General features: G+C 54.5%; 24 protein-coding genes. 10 read left to right on the forward strand and 14 right to left on the reverse strand.

All coding sequences use genetic code 11. The annotated features are described in order from the left end of the window. Nucleotides 1–54 precede the first annotated feature (54 nt). From R6H26_RS22365 to R6H26_RS22375, 3 genes are all read right to left on the reverse strand, one after another. On the reverse strand, nucleotides 55–354 hold the full coding sequence (locus R6H26_RS22365; protein ID WP_404785678.1) for a EutN/CcmL family microcompartment protein: 300 nt from the start codon (nucleotides 352–354) through the stop codon (nucleotides 55–57). Nucleotides 355–360: 6 nt separating this feature from the next. Beyond that, the gene (locus R6H26_RS22370) at nucleotides 361–702 is read right to left on the reverse strand and encodes a carbon dioxide-concentrating mechanism protein CcmK (protein WP_404785679.1); all 342 of its coding nucleotides are present in this window, start codon (nucleotides 700–702) and stop codon (nucleotides 361–363) included. A gap of 71 nt (nucleotides 703–773) precedes the next feature. Further along, nucleotides 774–1082 carry a carbon dioxide-concentrating mechanism protein CcmK gene (locus R6H26_RS22375; RefSeq protein WP_015170479.1) on the reverse strand — a complete coding sequence of 103 codons (309 nt, stop codon included), beginning with the start codon at nucleotides 1080–1082 and terminating at the stop codon, nucleotides 774–776. A gap of 645 nt (nucleotides 1083–1727) precedes the next feature. On the opposite strand from R6H26_RS22375, the gene R6H26_RS22380 reads away from it, so the two are divergent. The 7 genes from R6H26_RS22380 (at nucleotide 1728) to R6H26_RS22410 (ending at nucleotide 11259) form a co-directional block, all read left to right on the forward strand. Then, nucleotides 1728–3563 carry an NAD(P)H-quinone oxidoreductase subunit F gene (locus R6H26_RS22380; protein WP_404785682.1) on the forward strand — a complete coding sequence of 612 codons (1836 nt, stop codon included), beginning with the start codon at nucleotides 1728–1730 and terminating at the stop codon, nucleotides 3561–3563. 10 nt (nucleotides 3564–3573) lie between these two features. After that, nucleotides 3574–5112 (forward strand): NADH-quinone oxidoreductase subunit M, encoded by a 1539-nt coding sequence (locus R6H26_RS22385; RefSeq protein ID WP_404785684.1) that lies wholly within the window; start codon nucleotides 3574–3576, stop codon nucleotides 5110–5112. 47 nt (nucleotides 5113–5159) lie between these two features. Next, entirely contained in the window at nucleotides 5160–6302 is a 1143-nt protein-coding gene (locus R6H26_RS22390) for a CO2 hydration protein (protein WP_404785686.1), read from the forward strand. 127 nt (nucleotides 6303–6429) lie between these two features. Then, complete coding sequence (locus tag R6H26_RS22395) at nucleotides 6430–7092, forward strand: AAA family ATPase (RefSeq protein WP_404785687.1); 663 nt, start codon at nucleotides 6430–6432, stop codon at nucleotides 7090–7092. Then, nucleotides 7089–7637 (forward strand): hypothetical protein, encoded by a 549-nt coding sequence (locus tag R6H26_RS22400; RefSeq protein ID WP_404785689.1) that lies wholly within the window; start codon nucleotides 7089–7091, stop codon nucleotides 7635–7637. Before R6H26_RS22395 ends, R6H26_RS22400 begins: the two co-directional genes overlap by 4 nt. 72 nt (nucleotides 7638–7709) lie before the next feature. Further along, nucleotides 7710–8393 (forward strand): hypothetical protein, encoded by a 684-nt coding sequence (locus R6H26_RS22405; protein ID WP_404785691.1) that lies wholly within the window; start codon nucleotides 7710–7712, stop codon nucleotides 8391–8393. A gap of 208 nt (nucleotides 8394–8601) precedes the next feature. Next, complete coding sequence (locus tag R6H26_RS22410; protein ID WP_404785693.1) at nucleotides 8602–11259, forward strand: M16 family metallopeptidase; 2658 nt, start codon at nucleotides 8602–8604, stop codon at nucleotides 11257–11259. Between the two features lie 57 nt (nucleotides 11260–11316). Here R6H26_RS22410 and R6H26_RS22415 read toward each other — a convergent pair whose 3' ends face one another. From R6H26_RS22415 to ccsB, 7 genes are all read right to left on the reverse strand, one after another. Beyond that, complete coding sequence (locus R6H26_RS22415) at nucleotides 11317–11856, reverse strand: anti-sigma factor family protein (RefSeq protein ID WP_404785695.1); 540 nt, start codon at nucleotides 11854–11856, stop codon at nucleotides 11317–11319. A gap of 230 nt (nucleotides 11857–12086) precedes the next feature. Continuing rightward, entirely contained in the window at nucleotides 12087–12746 is a 660-nt protein-coding gene (locus tag R6H26_RS22420) for a sigma-70 family RNA polymerase sigma factor (RefSeq protein ID WP_404791416.1), read from the reverse strand. 181 nt (nucleotides 12747–12927) lie between these two features. After that, the gene (locus R6H26_RS22425) at nucleotides 12928–13818 is read right to left on the reverse strand and encodes a hypothetical protein (protein WP_404785697.1); all 891 of its coding nucleotides are present in this window, start codon (nucleotides 13816–13818) and stop codon (nucleotides 12928–12930) included. 117 nt (nucleotides 13819–13935) lie between these two features. Continuing rightward, nucleotides 13936–15030: a peptide chain release factor 1 gene (prfA, locus tag R6H26_RS22430; RefSeq protein ID WP_404785698.1), complete on the reverse strand. Its 1095-nt coding sequence runs from the start codon at nucleotides 15028–15030 to the stop codon at nucleotides 13936–13938. Between the two features lie 179 nt (nucleotides 15031–15209). Next, the gene (gene argH / locus R6H26_RS22435) at nucleotides 15210–16598 is read right to left on the reverse strand and encodes an argininosuccinate lyase (protein ID WP_404791418.1); all 1389 of its coding nucleotides are present in this window, start codon (nucleotides 16596–16598) and stop codon (nucleotides 15210–15212) included. A gap of 74 nt (nucleotides 16599–16672) precedes the next feature. After that, nucleotides 16673–16909, reverse strand: coding sequence for a hypothetical protein (locus R6H26_RS22440; RefSeq protein WP_404785699.1), 237 nt, complete (start codon nucleotides 16907–16909; stop codon nucleotides 16673–16675). Between the two features lie 116 nt (nucleotides 16910–17025). Then, the gene (gene ccsB / locus R6H26_RS22445) at nucleotides 17026–18021 is read right to left on the reverse strand and encodes a c-type cytochrome biogenesis protein CcsB (RefSeq protein ID WP_404785701.1); all 996 of its coding nucleotides are present in this window, start codon (nucleotides 18019–18021) and stop codon (nucleotides 17026–17028) included. Nucleotides 18022–18187: 166 nt separating this feature from the next. Between ccsB and ndhL the strand changes: the two genes are divergently transcribed. From ndhL to trpA, 3 genes are read left to right on the forward strand one after another with little or no spacing between them, the layout of a single operon-like run. After that, nucleotides 18188–18451, forward strand: a complete 264-nt coding sequence (ndhL, locus tag R6H26_RS22450) for an NAD(P)H-quinone oxidoreductase subunit L (RefSeq protein ID WP_404785702.1) — start codon at nucleotides 18188–18190, stop codon at nucleotides 18449–18451. Between the two features lie 13 nt (nucleotides 18452–18464). Then, nucleotides 18465–18785 (forward strand): DUF3007 family protein, encoded by a 321-nt coding sequence (locus R6H26_RS22455; protein ID WP_404785703.1) that lies wholly within the window; start codon nucleotides 18465–18467, stop codon nucleotides 18783–18785. Nucleotides 18786–18828: 43 nt separating this feature from the next. After that, a complete protein-coding gene (gene trpA, locus R6H26_RS22460) occupies nucleotides 18829–19632 on the forward strand; it encodes a tryptophan synthase subunit alpha (RefSeq protein WP_404785704.1) in 804 nt (267 codons plus the stop codon). Here trpA and psb34 read toward each other — a convergent pair. The 4 genes from psb34 to R6H26_RS22480 all read right to left on the reverse strand — a co-directional run bounded on the left by psb34 (nucleotide 19629) and on the right by R6H26_RS22480 (nucleotide 23241). After that, complete coding sequence (gene psb34, locus R6H26_RS22465; protein WP_404785705.1) at nucleotides 19629–19799, reverse strand: photosystem II assembly protein Psb34; 171 nt, start codon at nucleotides 19797–19799, stop codon at nucleotides 19629–19631. The genes trpA and psb34 overlap by 4 nt on opposite strands. An 87-nt stretch (nucleotides 19800–19886) precedes the next feature. Beyond that, nucleotides 19887–20726 carry a thiazole synthase gene (locus R6H26_RS22470; protein WP_404791420.1) on the reverse strand — a complete coding sequence of 280 codons (840 nt, stop codon included), beginning with the start codon at nucleotides 20724–20726 and terminating at the stop codon, nucleotides 19887–19889. A gap of 148 nt (nucleotides 20727–20874) precedes the next feature. Continuing rightward, nucleotides 20875–21792 (reverse strand): LysR substrate-binding domain-containing protein, encoded by a 918-nt coding sequence (locus R6H26_RS22475; protein WP_404785707.1) that lies wholly within the window; start codon nucleotides 21790–21792, stop codon nucleotides 20875–20877. 84 nt (nucleotides 21793–21876) lie between these two features. Beyond that, nucleotides 21877–23241 (reverse strand): glycosyltransferase, encoded by a 1365-nt coding sequence (locus R6H26_RS22480; protein WP_404785708.1) that lies wholly within the window; start codon nucleotides 23239–23241, stop codon nucleotides 21877–21879. Nucleotides 23242–23610 lie beyond the last annotated feature (369 nt).

The following is a 23610-nucleotide window of genomic DNA, read 5'->3' on the forward strand; positions in this document are numbered from 1 at the left end:
CCCAAGCGCGTAAAACTCAAGAGGGGAAAGATCGGACGGAAGCTTCAGTCAACGCTAATACTGCTCTTTTTTGCTATAAAGCTTGCGATTATCGAGACTGACGGTGTCGATAATGCCGACCACGAGCGCGTCTAAAGGTCGCTTTTCAAAACCGGAGAGCTGACGAGCGGCGCTACCGCGACTCACCAAAACCCACTCATTGACCCCTGCCCCGACGCAGTCGGCAGCAACTTCGTATTCTGGAAGGGGCTGACCCTCTTCATCGATAAGCTGCACGAGTAAAAACTTGACGCCCATTAGGCTTGGGTCTTTTTGGGTGCTTACAACCGTTCCGCGAACCCGAGCAATCTGCATGGAGGGTTATGGTCTACCGATGGGGCGAATACCGCTGACGCTCTCGCGGAATTGCTCCACATCTTCAGTGTAACGAATGGGCAGAACGTACTCTAAGTTTTCGTGAGGGCGTGCGATGATGTGCGTGGAAAGCACTTGCCCGCCGTTGACGCGTCGAACGTTGTCAATCCCTGCAGCAACAGAAGCCTGAACTTCAGACACGTCGCCCCGCACGATGACCGTGACGCGACCGCTGCCGATCTTTTCGTAGCCCACCAGCGTGACTCGCGCTGCTTTAACCATTGCGTCTGCTGCTTCTACAACAGCGGGAAACCCGAGGGTTTCTATCATGCCAACTGCGATCGCCATAAAACCGTTCTCCAAAAAATAACAAACAAAACTCGAATCAAGACTGAGGCGCCCAGAACCTTCTCAGAACCTTAAGTTCTAAACTGCTCGACTTCTTCGGTGTAGCGAATGGGCAGGACGTACTCCAAGTTTTCGTGGGGACGCGCGATAATGTGCGTTGAAAGCACTTCGCCGCCGTTGACGCGCTTGGCAGACTCAATTCCAGCAGCGACGGAAGCCTGAACTTCAGACACGTCGCCCCGCACGATGACCGTGACGCGACCGCTGCCGATTTTTTCGTAGCCCACCAGGGTCACTCGTGCCGCTTTAACCATGGCATCCGCTGCTTCTACAACAGCAGGGAATCCCTTGGTTTCAATCATTCCAACCGCAATTGGCATAACATTCTCCTAACGTAAATTCGATCGCTTCACCTTAAACAAAAACTGAAGAAACCGCCCTGGGATCGCTTTTACACGGGAAGGGCCATCTTTCTATTTCATCAAGGCATTCAGGGTTATGAAACTAAGAATAGAGTTGCTGTGCTCCTTTTGACAATATAAGTTTCAATGATAGTTTCAAATCTAAGACATTAGCCAAGCTAATATTTTCTGGCGGTCGCGTCCCGACTCAAACCGGATGCATTGAAACTTTTACAGTCCCTTTATAAAAATATTATTAAACGGGTCTCATAAGTAAAAATTAGAGGGACGATTGATCGTTTTTTATGGTGCGTCTCTTTTCTCGGGTATCGTTGAGGTCTAAGCTGAGATTTAATCGCTTGCCCTGCGGCGATTGAAAATACGGCTTTGCGAGGCATGTCTGTTCGCTTAAGCGGTCGGTCAGTATGATGTCCGACAATCGAGCCTTGTGCGAAAGCAGCGGTTCGTGCCGTACTGTAAATGCGTTGGGTATCAATTTTGAGGTGTTTGGTAGAGGCTCATGAGCGGTTGTACCTACGGCCTCTAGGGTCCGTTGCACCTTAAAATAAAGGATAAGTTTTGTAAACGATTTGGTTAGGGCTGCGATCGCAATGGAACGTTCCCATGAATGACATCCTGGTGCAAACAAGTTGGTGGGTGCCCTGTTACGGGCTGTTGGGGGCATTGTTGACCTTGCCGTGGTCCATGGGATTGGTCAAGCAATCGGGCCCTCGCCCTGCCGCCTATTTCAATCTCCTGATGACGCTGCTTGCGTTAGTCCACGGCACGCTCGTTTTTCAGGGAACTTTGCATCGGGAGCCGATCCAGCTCGTGTATCACTGGCTCAACGTCGCCGATTTCGATTTGACGTTCCTGATCGAAGTGTCTTCCACGACGACTGGGGTCATGGAGCTGGTGACGAGCTTGAGCTTCTTGGCTCAACTCTTTGCCATCGGCTACATGGAAAAAGACTGGGCTTTGGCGCGGTTTTTTGGGCTGATGGGCTTTTTTGAGGCGGCGATGAGCGGGCTTGCCATTAGCAATTCGCTGTTTCTGAGCTATGCCCTCCTAGAAATGCTGACGCTATCGACCTATCTGCTGGTGGGGTTTTGGTACGCGCAGCCGCTAGTGGTCACCGCAGCGCGAGATGCGTTTTTGACCAAACGGGTGGGCGATATTTTGCTGCTGATGGGGGTGGTTACTCTTTCTGTATTTGCAGGGAGCCTCAATTTCCCAGATTTGTACGACTGGGCGGAGACGGCAACCCTATCGCCGCTAGCGGCCACGCTACTGGGGCTGGGTCTGATTGCGGGACCTTCGGGGAAATGCGCGCAATTTCCGTTCCACCTTTGGTTGGATGAGGCCATGGAGGGGCCCAATCCTGCCTCCATCCTGCGAAATTCGGTGGTGGTGTCTACGGGGGCCTATTTTTTAATTAAGCTCCAACCTATCTTGAATCTATCGCCCGTGGCGCTGACAGCATTGGTAGTCATTGGCAGCATTACTGCCATTGGCGAGTCTCTGGTGGCGATCGCCCAAATCGACCTGAAGCGGGCGCTCTCTCACTCCACGAGTGCCTACTTGGGATTGGTGTTTATTGCAGTGGGCATGCAGTGGACGAACGTGGCTTTGCTCTTGTTGTTTACCCACGCGATCGCCAAAGCTCTGATTTTTATGAGCGTCGGGGGACTGATCGTCACCACAAATACTCAAGACTTAACGGAGTACGGCGGAATATGGTCGCGAATGCCTGCCACGACCACTTCTTTTGTGGTTGGGGCTTTGGCCCTAGTCGGCATCTTACCCTTGGGCTGTTTTTGGGCTTTCGAGCGCGGCTTAGATATCTATTGGTACGACCAACCCTTGCTGGCGGCGATCGTGCTCGTCGTCAATTTACTTTCGGCGATTAACCTGACGCGGATTTTTAGGCTGGTTTTTCTAGGGCCGATTCAACCCAAAACGCGACGAGCGCCAGAAGTGCCTTGGACCATGGCGGTGCCGATGGTATCCATGATTGTCGCGACGCTTTTGTGTCCTTTGCTGATGTGGCGTTTATCCATCATCCCCGATCTGGCCTACATCAACAAAAGTGCGGCGCTTGCCTTGGTGCTGTCCGGTGTAATGGGCTGCAGTATTGGCGCGACGTTGGAACTGCAACGGTCGATGGCGCGCTCCATTCAGAAGCCGATCCGCGTCCTTCAAGATATCCTGTCCTACGACTTTTACATCGATAAGCTCTATCGCGTCACGGTGGTATTTGTAGTGGCTTCCCTGTCGCAGATTACGGCCTGGGTCGATCGCTATATCGTGGACGGGCTGGTCAATGCGGTCGGGTTGGCGTCAGTTCTGAGCGGCGAGGGGTTAAAGTACAGCGCCTCGGGTCAGTCTCAGTTTTACATGCTGACGATTTTGCTCGGCGTGGGCGTTTTGGGTCTATTTCTCACTTGGTCGTTGTGGTAGGGGAATATAAATGCTGAGCCTACTCCTTTGGATCCCGCTGGCTGGGGCGATCGCCCTGGCGCTGTGGCCCCAATTTCAGACTGTACGGCAGGTGAAGGGATTCGCCTTAGCGGTGTCCGTTTTGGCACTCGTCTGGACGGCGGCGATCGGGGTGCAGTTTGATGTCACCGCTGCCGGATCGCAATTTCAAGAAACCATCCCGTGGCTGGACGATTTAGGGTTGCGGTATCAGGTGGGCGTCGATGGCCTTTCCTATCCCCTGGTCGCCCTCAATAGCCTGCTGACCTGCATTGCCATCTACAGCTCCGATGACGAGATCGAGCGTCCGCGCTTTTACTACAGCCTCATGCTGCTCCTGAACTTTGGCGTGGTCGGCGCGTTTTTGGCAGAAAATCTGCTGCTGTTTTTCCTGTTTTACGAGATCGAGCTGATTCCGCTCTACTTGCTGATCGGGATTTGGGGCGGTGCCCGTCGGGGGTATGCCGCAACCAAGTTTTTGATCTATACCGCCGTTTCCGGCATTGCGATTTTAGGCAGCTTTTTGGGCCTCGTTTGGCTGAGCGGAGCCGATAGCTTTGCCTACCAACCGGATCTCGCCAATGCGCTCTCTCTGACTCAGCAGGTGGTTTTACTGGGCGGACTGCTCTTAGGATTTGGGATTAAAATTCCGCTGGTGCCCCTTCATACCTGGCTGCCCGACGCCCACGTCGAAGCTTCCACGCCCGTCTCTGTTCTGCTGGCTGGGGTGCTGCTCAAACTGGGTACCTACGGTCTACTGCGGTTTGGGGTGGGTTTATTCCCAGAAGCTTGGGCTGTGCTGGCCCCCTGGCTGGCCTCTTGGGCCGTGGTGAGCGTCTTGTACGGAGCCTTTACGGCGATCGCCCAAACCGACATGAAAAAAATGGTGGCGTTCAGTTCCGTGGGGCACATGGGTTTTATTTTACTGGCCGCAGCGGCGGCAACTCCCCTCAGCCTCGTAGCGGTCGAGCTGCAAATGGTCAGCCACGGCTTAATTTCAGCGCTGCTGTTTCTGCTGGTGGGTGTGGTTTACAAAAAAACTGGCACTCGCGACCTCACGGTCTTGAGAGGTCTGCTGAATCCAGAGCGGGGATTGCCCGTGATCGGCAGTTTGATGGTCGTGGGCGTGATGGCGAGCGCCGGAATTCCCGGCATGGTCGGGTTTATCTCGGAATTTTTGGTTTTCCGGGGCAGCTTTGCGGCCTTTCCCGTCCAAACGTTGCTGTGCATGGTGGGGACGGGTCTGACTGCCGTTTACTTTTTACTGTTGGTCAACCAAGCCTTCTTCGGTCGTTTGACGACCCGCGCCGATGGTAAGGTGGTGACACTGCCGCCTGTGGCGTGGAGCGATCGCTACCCTGGTATTATCTTGGCCATTTTGATCGTCTTGTTTGGCCTGCAGCCGAGTTGGATTACGGGTTGGACAGAATCAAGCCTCACCCAGCTAACCACTACCCCCACTTCGATTGCCGCCTTGCCCGATGCTGCTGACGGATCTGCGGTACCCGTGCCTCCAGCGTTAGCGCATTAATTGCCTTTTCATTAAAACTGCCTTGCATTCTTTGCCGAAGTCGTGCGATGACAAATTCCCCTCGCCTCAAATCCAAACATCCCTATGCCGAGTATATAGAGCGGATCCAGCAGGGCAAGACGTTGCTCCCCGATACGCCGGAGAACGTCTTGGAAGTAGTTGGCATTCTCAAAAGCTACGGCGTGGTGATGGAATCCTACTACAAAAATCTGCTGTATATTGCCGAATGGCAGTTCCTAGAACTCTTTCCGTTTTTCAAGTACTTTAACGGACAGGTGACCGTTGCCAAGGTGCTGCGCCACTGGTGGCACGATCGCATTAACTTTGAATATGCTGAATACTGCATGAAGGTGATGCAGTGGCACGGTGGCGGCGGACTCGATACCTATCTAGAATCTGAAACGTTCAGGAACTACGCGCAAAAGGCGATCGACGCTAAAACGCGCGGTAATTTTTTGATTCGGGGTCTCAATAAAGCCTTTCCTGAGTTTTTGCTAGAGCAAGTGCGGCAGTCCGTTTACTACAGCGTTCTGGGCCAGTTCTGGGATGTCATGTGCGAGATTTTCCTGACGCTGTCGGATTTGTACGATCTGGGAACTATCAAGACCATTCCTCAAGTGGTCGAACATGTAAAATCTGGACTGGTTGCGGCGGCCAGTAAGCCCATCGTCTATACCGTAGACATTCGAGGACAGCGCTACGACATCATCCCTAAATCGGCAGAGCTGACCTTTTTGGCAGATGCAGCCATTCCCTACGTAGAAACTATCTTTTTTCGGGGGACACCCTTTTTAGGTACGGTTTCTTACAACGCCCAAGCCCAACAGATTCCCTTCGACCAAGGCCGCTTTGCCTATGGCGCGCTCTACGCCGATCCCCTCCCCACGGGGGGCGCGGGAATTCCGCCTACGCTGCTCATGCAGGATATGCGCCATTTCATTCCTGACTATCTGCATCATGTGTACCAACAGACCATCCGCAAAGAAGATGACCTGCTGATCAAAATTTGCGAAAGTTTTCAAAAGTCGATGTTTTGCGTCACCAACGCGACCATTTTGGGATTGATGCCACATCCCTCGGACACCCTCGACCCCAAGGAGCAACGAGCCAATCTGATGTACCTCCAAGGGTGGATGGATCGATTGCAGTCGTCGCGGCTGGAGTCCGTTCAAATTGGCTCTGCTCCCTAGAGGCTAGAATTTGAGTTTATGTCTAGCTACGACACCTTCTAATGTTTAATTAAAGTTGAACGCCGTCCCAGAGTCTTGTATTGAAGCCACTCCAAGGGTCGACTAATGTTCGCATAGGGACTAATGTGTGGTCTTAAATTCACCCGCCCGTTTGAATAAGGTTTTGGTGGTTCTCAATGGCAAGGGGGGCGTTGGCAAAACCACAACCGCCGTTAACCTAGCGGCAATCCTATCTGCCCAGCGCAAAGTGCTACTGGTGGATGCCGACCCTCAGGGGTCTGCGTCTTGGTGGGCAGAGCAAAGCGATAGTAGCTTGGGGTTTGACATTGCAAAAGAAACCAACCCGCTGCTTCTGAAGGATTTGAGAGACGCAAAAGCCTATGGTGTCGTGGTGGTAGATACGCCACCAGCCCTGGCTTCCGACGCGCTGGCGGCGGCCATTCCAGCAGCAGACTACTTGATTTTGCCTACGCCCCCAGCGCCGATGGATTTGGCAGCTTTAGTGCAAACGGTCAAAAGTTCTGTCCTGCCCGCAGGAGTGATGCATCGGGTTTTACTGACGAAGGTCGATCCGCGCAGCATCAAGGAAGCCCATGACGCGCAGCAGACTCTTCAGGAACTGGGAATTCCGGTCTGTACTGCGTTTATTCGGGCTTACAAAGCCCACGAACGAGCGGCCCTAGAAGGGAAAACCATTCTGCAATGGCAGGGGGGGAATACCGATCGAGCTGGCTCAGACTACCATCAGGTTGTTGAAGAAATTGAAAAAGACTGGAGGACACGATCGTGACGCGCCGCAATCTCTCGGATATTCTGCGACAAGAGGTTCAAAAGGAAGCGACTGAATCAGAGTCTAAGCCTTCTGCCGCTCCGGAAAAGGCGGCGGCTAGTCGTACTCGTAAAGCTGCCGCAAGTGCTGTTCCTAGAAAAGACAGCGAGCCAAACGAGGGACAATTCGCAGCCCAAATTACTGAATTGAAGGCCGCTCTCACTCAAGGTGCGGAACGCGAAAAGGATCTGCAAGCGCAAATCGATTCCCTGCGAACTGAGGTGAAGCGCTACCAGAAAGAAGTGGGGAGTTTTGAGACCCAGGTCGCCCAAGTTTCCGTGCTGAAGACAGAATTGGCGGAGGCCAAGGAAGTCATCCTACAGCTTTCTGAGGCCAATACTGAAATGGGCAAAACTTTGGATGCCTTAAAAACGCCGAAGGCCCAGCCTCAGCGCAAAGCTCCGCTATCTCTGCGCCCTTTACCGTCCCACTCCGTTCAGCATAGTAAGGCTCCAACCAGCAATACAGGTCAGTCTAAGTCTGTAGACGTGGGCTGGATGGACTGAGGATAGGGGGGATAAACTGGTAAGCTGACTTTAAAGATAGACCCCGATTAGGGTCGATCTAGGAGGTTAACTTTGGCGCAGCGCAAGCAGTCGAAAGGAGCCTGTGCCTATTGCGGCAAGGTACTGGCGAAGGGTGCTCTGACGAAGCACCTTGGAACCTGCGGGAAGCGGTTGGAGGCGATCGCCCAGGCCGAAGCTGGCAAGGCTACCCCTGAAATCCTGTTTCATCTCCGGGTGCAGGATGTTTACCGCAGTGAATTCTGGCTGGATTTAGAGATGCGCGGTTCTAAGTCTTTGCAAGATTTGGATACCTATCTACGGGCGATCTGGCTGGAATGCTGCGGTCACATGAGCCAGTTTTCGTTTGGCGGCGGTTTTGCTCAAGAAGTCGGCAAACGACGAAAAATGAGCGATGTCTTTCAACTCGGTCGAGAACTCACCCATATTTATGACTTTGGGACTTCATCGGAAACGTTGGTGAAGCTGGTGGAGGTGCGTCAAGGGAAGCCTACGACCTCAAAGGCGATCGCCCTGATGGCCCGAAACCTCATGCCAGAGGAAAAGTGCATCGAATGCGGTAAACCTGCAACACATCTGTGCGTGGAATGTCTGTATGAAGATGAGACATGGGGAACGCTCTGCGACGCTCATACCAAGACCCATCCCCATGACAGTTATGAGGAACCCATCCCTCTGGTGAATTCGCCCCGTTTAGGGATGTGCGGCTATGACGGACCAGCGGAACCGCCCTATTGACAAGCGCGCGATCGCCAAGCGTTCGGTAACTCCACAGGTCAGCGAGACCTGCAGACAGACGTAAGCCGAGTCATATTTGCTATGAAACCTTGCCTGGATTGCCTCTAGACTAAGAGGAGGCAATAACGCCTGAGTCGCTTGAGAGCGATTTTGCCTCAAGCCAGGTCCTCTAAAATTCGGCGCTTCTATAACCCTTTCTTCTTGTGCTATGACCCTAAACACATTGACGCGCGGTGTCCAGAAAACCCTCTTAGACAACGGTCTGACGGTTTTGACCAAAGAAATTCATACGGCACCCGTGGTCAGCGTTCAGGTTTGGTATCGCGTCGGCTCTCGGGATGAGATCCCAGGCCAGAACGGCATTTCTCATCAGCTCGAGCACCTTTTGTTTAAAGGCACTCAGAGCCGCCCGATTCAGTTTGGACGGCTGTTCAGTGCCCTTGGCAGCGCTTTTAACGCATTTACGAGTTACGACATGACCGCCTACTTCGGCACCGTCAGCAGCAATAAATTAGATGCATTGCTGGTGTTAGAAGCAGATCGAATGCGTCACACGCTCATCAACGACGAGCAGCTCGACACGGAGAAGCGGGTCGTGATCTCAGAACTTCAGGGGTATGACAACAGCCCAGAGTATCGCTTGTCCGAAGCAGTCATGCGTCAAGCCTTTCCAGATCGCGCCTATGGGTTGCCCGTCGGCGGGACCAAAGCAGATGTGGCAAGCTTTACCGTCGAGCAGGTGCGGGATTACTACGGCAAGTACTACAGTCCCAATAACGCGGTCTTGGTCGTCACCGGAGATTTCGAACCAGACGCCTTGCAGCGCAGTATCGCGCAAACCTTTGGCGCTATTCCCTCAAACTCTAGCCATACTCGCGTCTCAAGGTCTCCGACGCTGGAGGAAGGCGATCGCTCCGCACCGAACATTCGCCCTCAACCCCCCATCCACTTAAAGCAGCCGGGCAGCGCGTCGTTGATTGAGGCGGTATACCCCATTCCCAACGTACAACACCCCGATATTCCAGCGCTGGATGTCATGGATGCCGTTTTATCGGTGGGTCGCAACTCTCGATTTTTTCAGACGCTGATCGAACCGGGGCTGGCCAGCAATATTAGTTCCTACTCTGCCGCCCTCTTGGAGCCGGGATGGTATAACATTTCGGTCTCGCTGATTCCCGATCGAACCCTATCTGACGTGGATCGCATTTTACTGCAAACCATTGAAGTAACGCGGACCGCTCCGGTCTCTACCGAAGAGCTAGAGCGTGCCAAACAGCAGCTCATGGCGCACTTCATTATGAGCAACCGTGAAATCGACAATCAGGCCAGCCAACTGGCCTACTGCGAAATTGTAGCGGGGGACTATCGTTACAGCGATCGCTACCTAGCCCAAATCCAGCAGGTCAGCGCTGCCGATATCCTGCGCGTGGCTCAAACCTACCTCAACGCAGCTCGCCGGACCGTCGGCTACTTCGAACCCACCCAGATCGATCGAGATGCCGAGACGGGAAGCGTTTCTGCCCAGCAGACCGTCGAAAACTTTGCCCCCAGCGAACCCGTCGATCCGGCAACCGTCGCCCAGTATTTACCGCCCCTGAACCCTACCCGAGGATCGGCATCCCAAACGCTGCCGGAAACCCTCGTCCTGTCCAACGGACTAAAGATTCTATTGCTGAGCGATCGCAGCTCGCCGACCGTGACCCTTAACGGCAATATCCAAGCGGGGAACGGGCTAGATCTTTACGCGAAGGCGGGGGTTGCTAGCCTGACCGCTGAAACCGTGATGGGTGGGACTGCGACTCGCGACGCTACTGCTTTAGCCAAGGATCTCGAAGATCGGGGCGTCAGTTTAGACTTTAGTTCTTTTCGAGAGGGCGTTGAAATTGAAGGGCATGCCCTAGCCGAAGATCTGCCCCTGTTGCTCGAAACGCTGGCTGAAGTTCTCCAGGAAGCCGCATTCCCCGAGGTCGAGCTAGAGCTATCGCGCAAACAAATGATTTCCAGCCTGCACGTAGAGTCGGACGATCCCGCTCGTTTGGGGCGCAAGGTATTGCAGCAAAAAATTTACCCTCCCGATCATCCGTATTACGTTTTTCCCACGATTGAAACGGTGCAATCCATTACGCAGGATGACGTCCTCGCGTTCTACCATCGGTGGTACACCCCAAAGCAAACAATCCTGGCCTTAGTCGGCGATTTTGATATCGCTCAAATCCAGGCCCAAATCCAAAACTGTTTTGGCAATTGGAACGCGCAAGGCGACGAGTTAACGCCTCCAGTCCCGGCAGTCGCCTTGCCCTCTGCCACCCACCGGGTCAAAGTTCCGCTGCCTGGTAAAAGTCAGGCTATCACCTACATGGGCTATCCCGGCATCAAGCGACGAGATCCCCGCTATCATGCGGCCATGGTCCTGAATCAAGTGTTGGGGGGCGATACCCTCTCTAGCCGCCTAGGGGCTGAAATTCGCGATCGCCAAGGGCTGACCTACGGCATCTACAGCTACTTTGCCGCCGGACAGCAGGCTGGCCCCTTTGCGATCGAGATGCAGACCGCTCCCGAAGATACGGAACGGGCCGTGCAAAGTACCGTAGCCCTACTCCAGAATCTGCGCCAAAATGGCATCTCCGCAGTAGAACTCAGTACGGCCAAGCGGACCCTGATCGACAGCTACCCCGTAGAGCTTGCAAACCCGGATGCCGTCGTACATCGGATGCTCGTCAATGCGGTGGACGGATTTGGGCCTGAGGAAATGCGCGACTTGCCAGGCAAAATCGACGCGGTCACGATGGAACAAATCGATGGAGCTATTCAAGACTTGATCCGGCCCGATCGCCTGCTGATCGTAACGGCTGGACCTACCGCCTAGAAAGTTTGAAGAAGTTCTGAACCTCTGAACTTCTAAGCTCTGTTACCCTAACAGAGCTTAGAAGTTAGACGTAGAGCTGTCGTCGTAAACGTCAGACCCCGGTGCGGGCACGACGGGGATTGCCACAGGGGGACGCTCTAGCACGATCATCAACGTTTTAGCATCTGCTGCTGGTCGCATTGCAACGGTCGAAGAAGCGTCAGGTAGCGGAACCGTCACAGAGGGCGCTTGAGGCTGCTGAGCTGTCTGGAACATACCGCCCTGATTGCCACCGGATAGCAACCCGGACAACGCACCAACCAGGAGCGCTGTTGCCGCGCCCAAGCCACCCCAGATCCAAACCTTGGGCTGTTGTTGTCGGTCTAAACGCTGCATGACTCGATTGACGAGCTGCTCTGTCGGTATGGAAGGCGCAACCGCAGGCATTGTCTTGAGTCCGCTTTGGAGTGCCAACATCTGTTGGTAGGTTCGCTGGAGTTCGGCATCTGAGGCGAGCCATTCTTCTACCTGTTGGCGCTCGACAGGTGACACTTCGCCATCCATGTAGGCGCTCAAAAGCTCGAATTTTTCAGAAAAGAGAGAGGTTGATGTATCCATGGGAATCACTTACTGGCCCGTTGAGGGGGATTCAGACTATTTGAAAAGCAAGAGATATAAGTTGCTTCCAGGATTGGAAAAGGAAGACATCGATTTTTGAGAAGGGGCCTTTAAAGCTTTATTTCACTCTAGCCTATGTTTCTGTGCAGAATCAAAGCGTTTGTACGGGAATGACAGGTTCAGATCTAAGATGAACCCTTTTCATTCCATATCGAACATTTTGCAAGGGTCTAGCTTTGCAGGTAGGACTGAAGTTGCGTCTGAAGTCGCTGGCGCGCTCTAGCAATGCGCGATTTGACGGTTCCCAAGGAAACTCCAGTGATTTCGGCAATTTCTTCGTAGGCCATCCCATCGATTTCGCGCAGCACGATGGTCGTGCGGAAAGCTTCGGGAAGGTCTGCGATCGCCACGTGGAGTTGATGGTAGAACTCGTTGGTGGTGAGGGAATCGTCGGGTCTGGGGTCTTCGGAGGCAATTTCCCAGCTCACTTCGCCATCGTCCATGGATAGCGGTGCGTCGAGGGACAGCGGGCTTTTGTGCCGCTTGCGCTTGCGAAGCTCGTCGTAGAACAGATTGGTCGCAATGCGACTTAGCCAGCCCCGAAACTTAGCGGGTTCTTGCAATCGACTGATATTGCGATAGACCCGAATCCATACTTCTTGGGCTAAGTCAGCGCGATCGTCCCAATCTGGCGCGAGGTGATACAGTACCCGATCGACATGGGACTGATGGCGGCGCAGCAGCTCGGAAAAAGCCGTGCGATCCGGTCGCAGTCCGCCAGATTGGCAAAACGCCACAAGCTCGTTGTTCGCAAGTTTATGGGGTGGAATTTGCACTGAAGGTACTGACCCCTCTACCCCTGACCAAGGTACAGAAAAACTGGATGTCATGGGATGGACTAGACCATAATACAGTTCTCTGTTCTTGACGCTAGGCCGAGCTAAAAGTTCCTGGGTTGGCAGTGGAGCCAACGGATGTTTGCTTGAATCCCGCTAATGGCACAGATGCTGCCAGTCTTTGTATTCCTGGCCTGCGTCGCCATCCTGCGAGCAAAACGCCAAATAGACGCGTTTATAAGGGCGCTAGCCATTGCGCTGCGTTTTTGACGTAGGTTTTGATGTCCTCTAGCGCCGTTGGGTGCTCTTGCATCCCATTGCCTGGCGGTTCTGCTACAAAGCTAGGACAGCCCAGCGCTATATTCCAGTTATAGTCTGCAAAATGATGGAATGTAGACTGAGCGATCGCTCTGCCGAGATGATTGCCGGAATTGTCTGGCCTGCGATCGCAGGCCACGACCAGATTAAAAGTTCGGCCTGTGACTTGACTCGTTCCGGTCGCGATGACCCTCGCTCCATCGTCCGCTGCTGGAACGCCAACGCCCCCTTCATGGGGGTGGGCTGGAAATAAGGAAATGCGTCCGTCTGTCGCTCCAGCCTTGTTCAGGAGGGCGTGAACGGGTTCGATGGGCGTAATGGTTTGATAATCGCCATTGCGCCCGGAGTGATAGTTGGGATATTCAATGGTGAGGGTGTGAATGTCGTCTCGACAGCAGCGTTCCGGGTCGGGATCGTTTTGCTGGGTGTGGAAATAGTGATACTTCCCTAAGGTGGGCAGCGCGCTCATGGAAAGGCCCATGTCCTGATGGTCGCGGGTGGTGAGAACGCCACCGCCCTGACGGTGAAAGCGATCGATCCCGGCACAATCTGCTGGGCTGAGTCCGTTGCCTACATCTAAGGCAAACAGCCAAAGCTCGTCAAAGTTTTGGCGGTCGAGATTGCTGAGGACGGGATCGTCGCCCTTGGCATCGGGGGTGCGATCGCGGGCAGTAACGGCGCACAGGGGTTGGTCGTCGTTGTCTTTTAAGCCTGCTAGGTATCCCTCCAGCAATGAAAATCGCCGGATGGTCCAATCGTCAGTCTCCGTCGGGAGTAAGGTTGTTTGCAGCAGAATTCGAATCGGCATGGCGCTTAGAGGTTCAGAGGGGAAAGGGTTCCTGTCGTATCTCTCGGGCTATTGCCAGCGTTAAAGTAGCTCGCAACTCGGCAAGGGTGCAAGGCATTGCACCCCTACGCAGCGCCCCTACGCATTTGAAACGGCTAATTCTTGAAGCTGTTGCTGTTGATCTTGCGAAATGCAGGACTGAATGATGGATTCCAGATCGCCTTCTAAGACTTTCTCTAGGGGGAAGTTAACATTCAGGCGATGGTCGCTGGCTCGGTTGTCTTTATAGTTGTAGGTGCGGATTTTCTCGGAGCGAGAACCCGTCCCTACTTGCGATCGCCGTAGGTCGGACACGGCTTCGTTTTGTTCGCGGAGCTTCATTTCGTATAGCTTGGCCCGCAAGATCTGCATGGCCCGCTCTTTGTTCTGAAGCTGCGATCGCTCTTCGGTACAAAAAATCCGAATACCCGTCGGTTTGTGGAACAGGTCGGCGGCGGTCTCCACCTTGTTCACGTTTTGGCCGCCCGCACCGCCGGATCGGGCCGTAGACATTTCGATATCTTTCGGGTCGATGTGAATTTCGACATCGTCCACCTCGGGCATGATGGCGACCGTGGCCGTAGAGGTGTGGACCCGTCCCGACGCTTCCGTGGCCGGAACGCGCTGCACGCGGTGGACGCCCGCTTCGTACTTGAGCTTGCTGTAGACGCGATCGCCCTGAATTTCTAGAATCGCTTCCTTGAAGCCGCCCATTTCTCCAACGGACTCGCTAATCAGCTTTACTTTCCAGTTTTGACTTTCAGCGTACTTCGAGTACAGGCGCACCAGATCCCCCGCCCAAATACTGGCTTCATCGCCCCCCGTCCCCGCGCGAATTTCTAACATGATGTTTTTGTCGTCGTTGGGATCGCGGGGTAGCAGCAAGACCTTGAGCCGACCCTCCAGATAGGCGAGACGCTCGGCCAGTTCCGAAACTTCTAAGGCGGCCATTTCTCGAAATTCTGGATCGCTGGCCGAGTCTTTTAAGATTTGCTGCGCCTCTTCCAACTCTGCCTGGGTCGATTTCCATTGATCGAACGTCTCGACCGTCTCTTCTAAGGACGAGCGAGCCTTGGCAATGCGCTGGATCTCCCCCGGATCGACTGCAACTTCAGGATCTCCCAGGCGGCGAGTGAGTTCGTGAAAGGTTTGCTCGACCGACTTTAATTTGTCAAGGAGATAGGCTTCAGCCATGATCGTTCAACTTCAGGGAATGAGAGACAGTAGGTTTTTCTAGCTTAGCCCGAAAACGATCGAGCCTCATGGGGATAGCTGCTGCGATGGTAGCTGCCGGAATCCCGCGCTGGGGAGACCCGTTCTGGGAGTTCGTGCTGGGGACTCGTGCTGGGAGACCGATCCCTCAGATCGCTACCCTAAGAATCTTGGCTCAGAAGCGATCTCGTTCGTTCTAAAGCCTGTCTGACTTGCTCGAATCCGGTACCGCCGTAGCTATTGCGCGCTGCGACGACCTGGCGAGGGGCGATCGCCTCGTAAATATCCGCTGCAAATTGGGGATGGATCGCTTGCCACTCGTCTAGGGTTAAATCCTTGAGCAGTTTTCCCTGGGACAGGCACACCTTGACCACCGTCCCGACGATGTTATAGGCTTCCCGGAAAGGCACGCCCTTCGCTGCCAGATAATCGGCCACATCGGTTGCATTGGAAAAGTCTTCGGCAACGGCACTGTTGAGACGGGCCGGGCGAAATTCCAATCCTTCTTCGAACAGGATGGTCATGGCCTGAAGGCAGGCCGTAACGGTATTGACGCCGTCGAAGATCGCCTCTTTATCCTCTTGGAGATCTTTGTTGTAGGCCAAGGGCAAGCCTTTCATCATCACCAAGAGTCCCTGGAGGTGCCCGAACACCCGCCCGGCTTTGCCCCGTACCAGCTCCGGTACGTCAGGGTTTTTCTTTTGGGGCATGATGCTAGAACCCGTCGCACAGGTATCTTTGAGGGTGACAAATCTAAATTCCTCCGAAGCCCACAGGATGACTTCTTCCGAGAGGCGGCTCAAATGCACCGCGATCAAGCTGGCTGCTGCCATGAATTCTATGGCAAAATCGCGATCGCTCACCCCATCCAAGCTATTGGCATACAACCCTTCAAACCCCAGAAGCTCGGCGCTGTAATGACGGTCGATCGGAAACGTCGTGCCTGCCAGCGCGCCGCAGCCTAAGGGCGAAAGGTTGACGCGGCGACGCACGTCTCGCAAGCGCTCCCAGTCCCGCTGGGCCATTTCCACGTAGGCCAGCAGGTGGTGGGCTAAGCTGAGGGGTTGCGCCCGTTGCAGGTGGGTATAGCCAGGGATGAGGGTTTCGACGTGGGTTTCGGCCAGGTTAACCAAGACAGATTGAAATTGGCGCAGATGAGCTTGAATTCGATCGATTCGATCGCGCAGGTAAAGGCGGATGTCGGTCCCCACTTGATCGTTGCGCGATCGCCCCGTGTGCAGCTTTTTGCCCGTATCCCCAATCAGTTCCGTGAGACGGCGCTCTACGGCAAAATGGACATCTTCTGCCTCTACGCCCGGCTGGAACGTACCGTTACGATGCTCTTGGCGAATCTGCTCCAGCCCCCGCACGATCGCCTCCGCTTCCTGAGGCGCAATAATACCCGTATGGGCCAGCATCTGCGCGTGAGCTTGCGACCCGGTGATGTCGTACTCGATCAGCGCGATATCGAAACCAATGCTGGCGTTGAACAGGGCGATCGCAGGGTGAAGCGAACCCTCAAACCGCTGACTCCACGGCTGCTGGGCCAAATTCGAGGGGGATAAAGCTGGATCCAAAATTTTACTCGCTCGCTGGTGCTAAGGGGAAATGGGTCTGGAGGCAGTTAAGAGGATGTAAGACCGCGAAAGAGGTAGCCCACGACAAATCCAATGCCGAGCGCCCAAACCTGACCGGATTGAATGAAGTTATTCCAAGATTGACCGACGTTATTGAACAGATCGTCTCTCACGGCTTGCGCGATCCAAATACTGCCAGAGATTAGCGGATAGGAGTCGATATCGAGGAAGAGAAAGCTCTGAAATCCGAAAGGAGCAGCGCTCTGGAGCAATCCAATATCCATGAAAATGGCTCTCTTACCGTCTGAGGATTTATACCGGGCTAGGGGAACATTATCATACCCCAAGGCCCAACTCCCATGACAGGGACCGTCGCTCGTCTATTTCTCAAAATCGTCCGCTAGAAAAACCAGCCGTAGGAATGCAGTCCTTTACCGAGCAAGTTAACGCCCAGATAGCAGATCCAGACCACCACAAACCCAATTGCTGCCAGGTATGCGGGGCGACGCCCCTGCCAACCGCGCGTAATGCGAGCGTGCAGGTAGGCGGCAAAGACGAGCCAGGTAATCAGCGCCCAAGTTTCTTTCGGATCCCAGCTCCAGGGGGCGCCCCAAGCTTCATTAGCCCAGACCGCACCGGAAATAATGCCGATGGTGAGGAGCGGAAAACCCAAGCCAATGACGCGGTAACTGAGGTTGTCTAAGGTTTCGGCTAGGGTGAGTCGCTGTAGGGTTAAGGTCGGACGGGAAGCAATGGGGCGATCGAGGACGGCAGTGCCTCCGTCTCCCGCGTTCGTAAAAGCAAGGGTGGGCGATCGATCTGCTTGAGGGTCGGTCCGCTTCAGCGAACGGCGGAAGCCGCCCGTCCCGACGGAGCTACCCTTGAGCTCAATGTCTCGTCCCAAGGTCGCGACGAGAAAGGCGATCGCCAACAGCGAACCCACCATAAGCGCGGCATAGCTCATCATCATGACGCTGACGTGCATCATGAGCCAGTTAGATTTGAGCGCGGGTACTAACGGTTCTGAAACCTGCATTTGTTTGGGCAGCGTTAGGGCCGCAAAGGCCGTAATGCCCGTCGCAACGGGGGCTGTTGCGACGCCCACCCAGCGATTCTGTCCCAAACGCTCTGCAACGAGGTGAAAGGCCGTAATGCCCCAGCACAGAAAAAATAAAGACTCGTACATGTTGCTGAGGGGAAAGTATCCGCCCTCCAACCAGCGGGCGCCCAGCAGGCCCGCAATGCAAAGGTTGGCGATCGCCATGCCAGCGGTTCCTAAAGTGCTGAGGAGAGGAATCTGAGGGAACGCTGCGCCGCTCCAATAGAGGAGCATGGTAATAAATAGCACTGCAAAGGATGTATTGTCCAAAGTGCCTTGGAGTGCGACCAAATCCATTCCGTTGATTCTCCCGTACCGTAGTGCTGTTACTATGGTACCGATTTCTCGGACAAGACTTTGCGTTACCTCTGTTTTTTGTAATGCTGCCTCGAGTTGGGTTTACCTGAAGCCAATCCAAACCCCAACTCGAAATCTTGCGCTGCTCTCAACACGGGTTAAGATATTGGAGACAAGCGGTTCGCTTCATGCAGTCGTCAACCTCTTAATTTCCCAGGCTTCTATGATTATTGCTCTGCTGTATCTCATCTTGAGTGGTGCTTACTTGCTCGTGATTCCGGGGTTGCTGTACTGGTACCTCAGCAAGCGCTGGTATATCGCCACGTCCTTCGAGCGCGCTTTCATGTATTTCCTGGTGTTTTTCTTTTTCCCAGGATTGCTGCTGCTCAGTCCGTTTTTGAACTTTCGCCCCCAACCTCGCCAAATCTAAGGCGCGAACGACTATGCGACGCATCGATGCCTTGGCGATTGGAGTGGCTGTCTTTTTGGCAGGCGGTCTGCTTTACGCTGGTTTGAGAGTGGCTGGTTTAGATTCCTTCGATGCAGGGATCTGGAGCCAAGCGCTCTTTTTGCTAGGCTTGTTGGGCTGGGTATCCACGTATCTATTTCGGGTGGTGGGCGGCAAGATGACCTACGATCGCCAGCGGGACGACTACGAAACCGCTTTCCTGCAAAAGCGTTTGGATGAGATGTCTCCAGAGGAACTGGAAGCTTTGCAGGCCGAGCTAGAGCAAGAGAAACAGGACAGCGCAAACCCTTCGTAGGATTGCCTCGCCGTCTCAGTAAATTTCCCCTTAACAATACGGTATGACTTCTGTTTCCGACTGTTTCAAAAACCTGCGCGATCGCGGGGAATGCGCCCTCATTCCCTTTCTCACGGCAGGCGACCCCGACCTCGAAACGACCGCAGCGGCCCTCCGACGCTTGGATGCCAACGGTGCCGATCTGATCGAGCTCGGCGTTCCCTATTCCGACCCCTTGGCAGATGGTCCTGTCATTCAGGCTGCAGCAACGCGCGCTCTAGGTAAAGGCGTTCGGCTCGATGCGGTGTTAGAACTAGTGCGGGGGCTTCAGCCGGAGCTGCGATCGCCCCTCATCCTCTTCACCTACTACAATCCGATCTACCACCGCGGGGTGGCTGCGTTTCTGAAGCAAGTGGCCCAGGCGGGCGTGAAGGGCCTGGTCGTTCCCGATTTACCCCTAGAAGAATCGGAAACGCTCCTTCAGCAAGCCGAAGCGGTGGGCGTTGAGGTGACGCTGCTGGTGGCACCCACCAGCTCCAAGGAACGGATTCAGACGATCGCAAAATCATCCCAGGGATTTATCTACCTGGTCAGCACCACAGGCGTGACTGGAGTGCGCTCCAAAATCGAGGATCGAGTGCAGGATCTGATCGTCGAACTCCAGGGCGTAACTGACAAACCCATCGGCGTTGGATTCGGCATCTCGCAACCCGACCAAGCCCGACAGGTGATGGAGTGGGGGGCCGATGCGGCGATCGTAGGCAGTGCCTTTGTCAAGCGCCTCGCGGAAGGTCAGCCCGCCCAAGGATTAGAGTCCGTTTCCGCATTTTGCCGATCGCTGAAAACAGCGCTGAAATCCGAAGCTTAGGAAACGACCGCCGCGATTGCGATCAGACCGCCTACTAATGCCGCAGCCACGACCCCCAAAATAATGTAGTTCCGCTGTTCCTGAGAATTGGGAGGCTCTGCCGAGTACATCTTCGGCTCGACTGCAAAATTGTTGATCCGACCGTCTTCGTCTTTGGTATAGCGCATCTTAAAAAGTTTTGTTACGAAAGCAATTCTGCTGATTCTATCAGAGGTTGGGGGGGTGCTGGGACAGCACCTCAACTGCCCGACGGTCTAGCTCGCAATTAAGCCCGTCAGGGGAGAACTCGCACTGGCATAGGCTTTGACCGGAATTCGGCCCGATAGGTAGGCAAGACGGCCCGCAATCGCGGCAAGGCCCATCGCGCGGGCCATCGCAGCAGGGTTCTGGGCTTGGGCGATCGCCGTATTGACCAGCAAGGCATCCGCGCCAAATTCCATTGCTTGGGCGGCTTCGCTGGGGGTTCCGATACCAGCATCCACCACGACGGGCACTTTGGCATTTTCAATGACGATCTGGATATTGGCCGCATTGCGAATACCTTGACCGGACCCAATCGGAGAACCCAAGGGCATAACCGTAGCACAGCCCGCTTCCTCTAGTCGCTTTGCCAGCAGGGGATCCGCATTGATGTAGGGCAGAACTGCAAACCCCTCTTTCACGAGCTGTTCCGCTGCTTGTAGCGTTCCGATGGGGTCGGGCAGCAGGTACTTCGCGTCGGGAATGACCTCTAGTTTGACGAAATTGTTATCTTCTTGGCCCAAAAGCTTCGCCATTTCGCGGCCCAAGCGGGCAACGCGCACGGCTTCTTCCGCCGTCTGACAGCCTGCGGTGTTGGGCAGCATCCAAAGCTTCGTCCAGTCCAGCGCCTCTGCTAAGCCCTCATGACCGGGAGCCTGAGTCTGCACCCGTCGCACGGCTACGGTCACGATTTCGCAGCCGCTGGCGGCAATGCTTTGGCGCATCTCGTCAAAATTGCGATATTTACCGGATCCGGTCATCAGGCGAGAGTGGAAGGTTCGCCCCGCGATCGTCAGCGGCGTATCTGCGGAGAGATCGGAGGAGAGAGCGGGCGGCAAGTCTAAGGTCTGCATGTTTGCTGAGGGATAAGGCACTTTCTCTATTGTCGCTCGGATTGGGGAGAACCGACACAGACCCATCGGCTGCTTCTCGGCGATCGCCCCATGCCTCCACTCCCCCAAGGTCGCTCCTGTCCAAATGAGGCTCATTCCAGTCGGGCGCTCAGACCAATGCCGTTTCTTCTAGAACGCGTTTCCCATCGGACTGGAGATAGTTAAAAAACGTGCGGGCCACAACGGAAAGGTGCTTGCCCTTGGGATAGACGATATGCCAGTGGCGCTCGATCGGAAAGCCCTCAACGTTAAGGATGACCACTTGACCGGCTTGACCTTCTAGCGCCATGCAGTGACGAGATAGCACTGAAATCCCCAACCCTCCGGCGATGGCTTGCTTGATGGCTTCATTGCTGCCCAACTCAAGGCGAACCCGAATGGAAATATTATGAGCCTCAAACAGTTGCTCCACCGCTTGGCGCGTTCCAGAGCCGGGTTCCCGCATGATAAAAGATTCGTTGTTGAGACGCTCTAGGGGAACATAGGGTTCTCGCGCGAGGGGGTGATTGCGGGACGCCAAGACGACCAGAGGGTTATCTAAAAACGGATGGCAGTGAACGTCCATATTCTCAGGCACTTGGCTTGGAATATAGAGGTCGTCGAGATTGTCTCTGAGCCGCTCTAAAATATGCTCGTGGTTGGTTACGATGAGCGCGACATCTATGCCGGGATATTGCTGGCAAAACGGTCCTAGCAGCCTTGGGATGGCGTATTTGGCCGTCGTGATCGCAGAAATCCGCAACTGCCCCTTCTTAAGCCCTTGCAGATCCGAGACGACCATCTCAAACTGGGAAAGCCGCTCGAAAATATCTTGACAGGTATCGAGCAATTCTTTCCCTGCTTCCGTGAGATAGAGGCGCTTGCCCACCTGCTCGAACAGCGGCAATCCCACCGCCTTTGTCAGCTGCTTCATCTGAATGGAAACCGTTGGCTGGGTTAAGAACAGCTCCTCCGCAGCTCTTGTAAAACTGCCTCTGCGAGCCGTAACCTCAAAAACCTTGAGCTGGTGAAAGGTGACTTGCTTCACGACATAGATGCCCTGCTGAGGTTTTCTATTGATAAAAATCTAGCACAGGGGCAAAAATAGTCCTATTTTATCTATGACAAATATTTAGCTCGTTGGAGAATGGCTGGTTCCGACGTGAATCGTTTTAACCCAGTTAAATCGCTTTGGCCGAATAGACATGCGCGCTGTAACGCTAGAAACCACAATCAGCCAATGGACCATATAGAGCGTGCCGAGGGCCGCTTGAAAGGTCATGGAAATCGGGCGGAAAGGCCGATCTTGAAGGTGGCGGATGCGATTGAGTCCGGCAAACATCCCGATAAAAGAAAGGCTGGAGGTCAAGATTGAAAGCGGTAACAAAACGGGCAGATGGCCGCACAAAGCCGCCATTAGGGTATCGGGAATCACAGCGGTGGGCAGAATGTACTGAAGGATCCAAAAAATGACTAAATCTAGGGTTTTGCGGTACCCCATGCGGTTGTTGAGCAAGAGAGGCCAGTAGTCTAAGTAGCGCTGATAGCCTCCTTCGGCCCATCGATTGCGCTGGTGCCACAGTCCGACGGTGCGGGTGACGCCTTCTTCTCGGACAAAGGGGAATGCAACCGAGGCAATGTTCCAACCGTCTAAATGAAGTCGAAAGGTGAGATCGAGGTCGTCGGTGATGGTGTCTTCGTTCCAGCCGCCGCAGCGCTCGAGGGCGGCGCGGCGCACGAATTGTCCGTTGCCGCGCAGTTCGCCAATGCCACCCAAGGCGCTTCTGCGTTCGTGCAAGAATGAGTCGAAGATCATCTCTGCGCTTTGACCCTTCGTCCAGAAGTTGACGTCTGCATTGGCGATCGCCTTGCGAACCTGAACTGCACCTACTTCGTCCGGGTCGAAGTAGGGCAGTACCGCGCGCAGCAGATCGCCTGAAACTTGAGCGTCGGCGTCGAACACGCCAATAAAGTCTCCTTCGAGCAACGGCAAAACTTGGTTGAGGGCGCCCGATTTGCCGCCCGCCGCATCTAAGCTGCGCCGAAGCCAGTGCAGGTTTGGGTAGCGCTGCGATAGCTCGGCTAAAAGGATCGGCGTGCGATCGCTGCTGTTGTCATCGACCACCCAAAGTTCGTAGCGCGTCGTCGGGTACTCCAGCGCGCAGAGCTTTTCGACCAAGGCTGCAATCACCGCTTCTTCGTCCTTAGCCGCCACCACGAGAGAGACAAAGGGGTGCGCTTCCGCGGCGAGATCGGGTGCTAAGGGAGAGGGGAGAGGGGAGAGACGGGTTCCCAAGAGTCTGAGCAGGTGCAGCGCGATCGACCCTGTCAGGCCAGCTGAAATCCAGATGCCCCTAGCGCTCAGGTGCAGCGCGACCGCGCTGCACCACACGGCAATTAGTAATAACGCCGCTTTCCGACGGCGGCCCTCGCCTTTAGGATAATCCTCTAGCCAATCGGGGTCGCTAGGCCACACTTCTTCTGACACCTTCAGCACTGACTAACCCTCAACCTCGCTGAAGAAAAATTTTTGGGCCGAACCTTGCTGCCCCAATTCGCCATGGCTTAGGTGCGAGACAGCCTGGAGAGTCAAAAGTTTTATGCCCCGAAATTGGCGATGGATGTAAGCATTTGCCTCATTAAGGGAAAAATTTAAAAAGCCGATGCGTCTCCTTATTTTCGGAGCCCGTTGGGGAGACAGAACGATCTGGGTGGTCATACTGGTGTCATGAAAGTTGCGGCAGGCAACGCATCGATCGGGCAGACTTTTGCAACGGGAGGAGCCATTAAAATTAGATCGTCCAATTAGATTGTCTCCATTCTCAACCCAGTCAAGTATGCCAATCCTACGGTTGCTATGTAACAC

The organism is Altericista sp. CCNU0014, from assembly GCF_044923475.1.
Classification (GTDB): domain Bacteria; phylum Cyanobacteriota; class Cyanobacteriia; order Thermosynechococcales; family Thermosynechococcaceae; genus JAAURS01.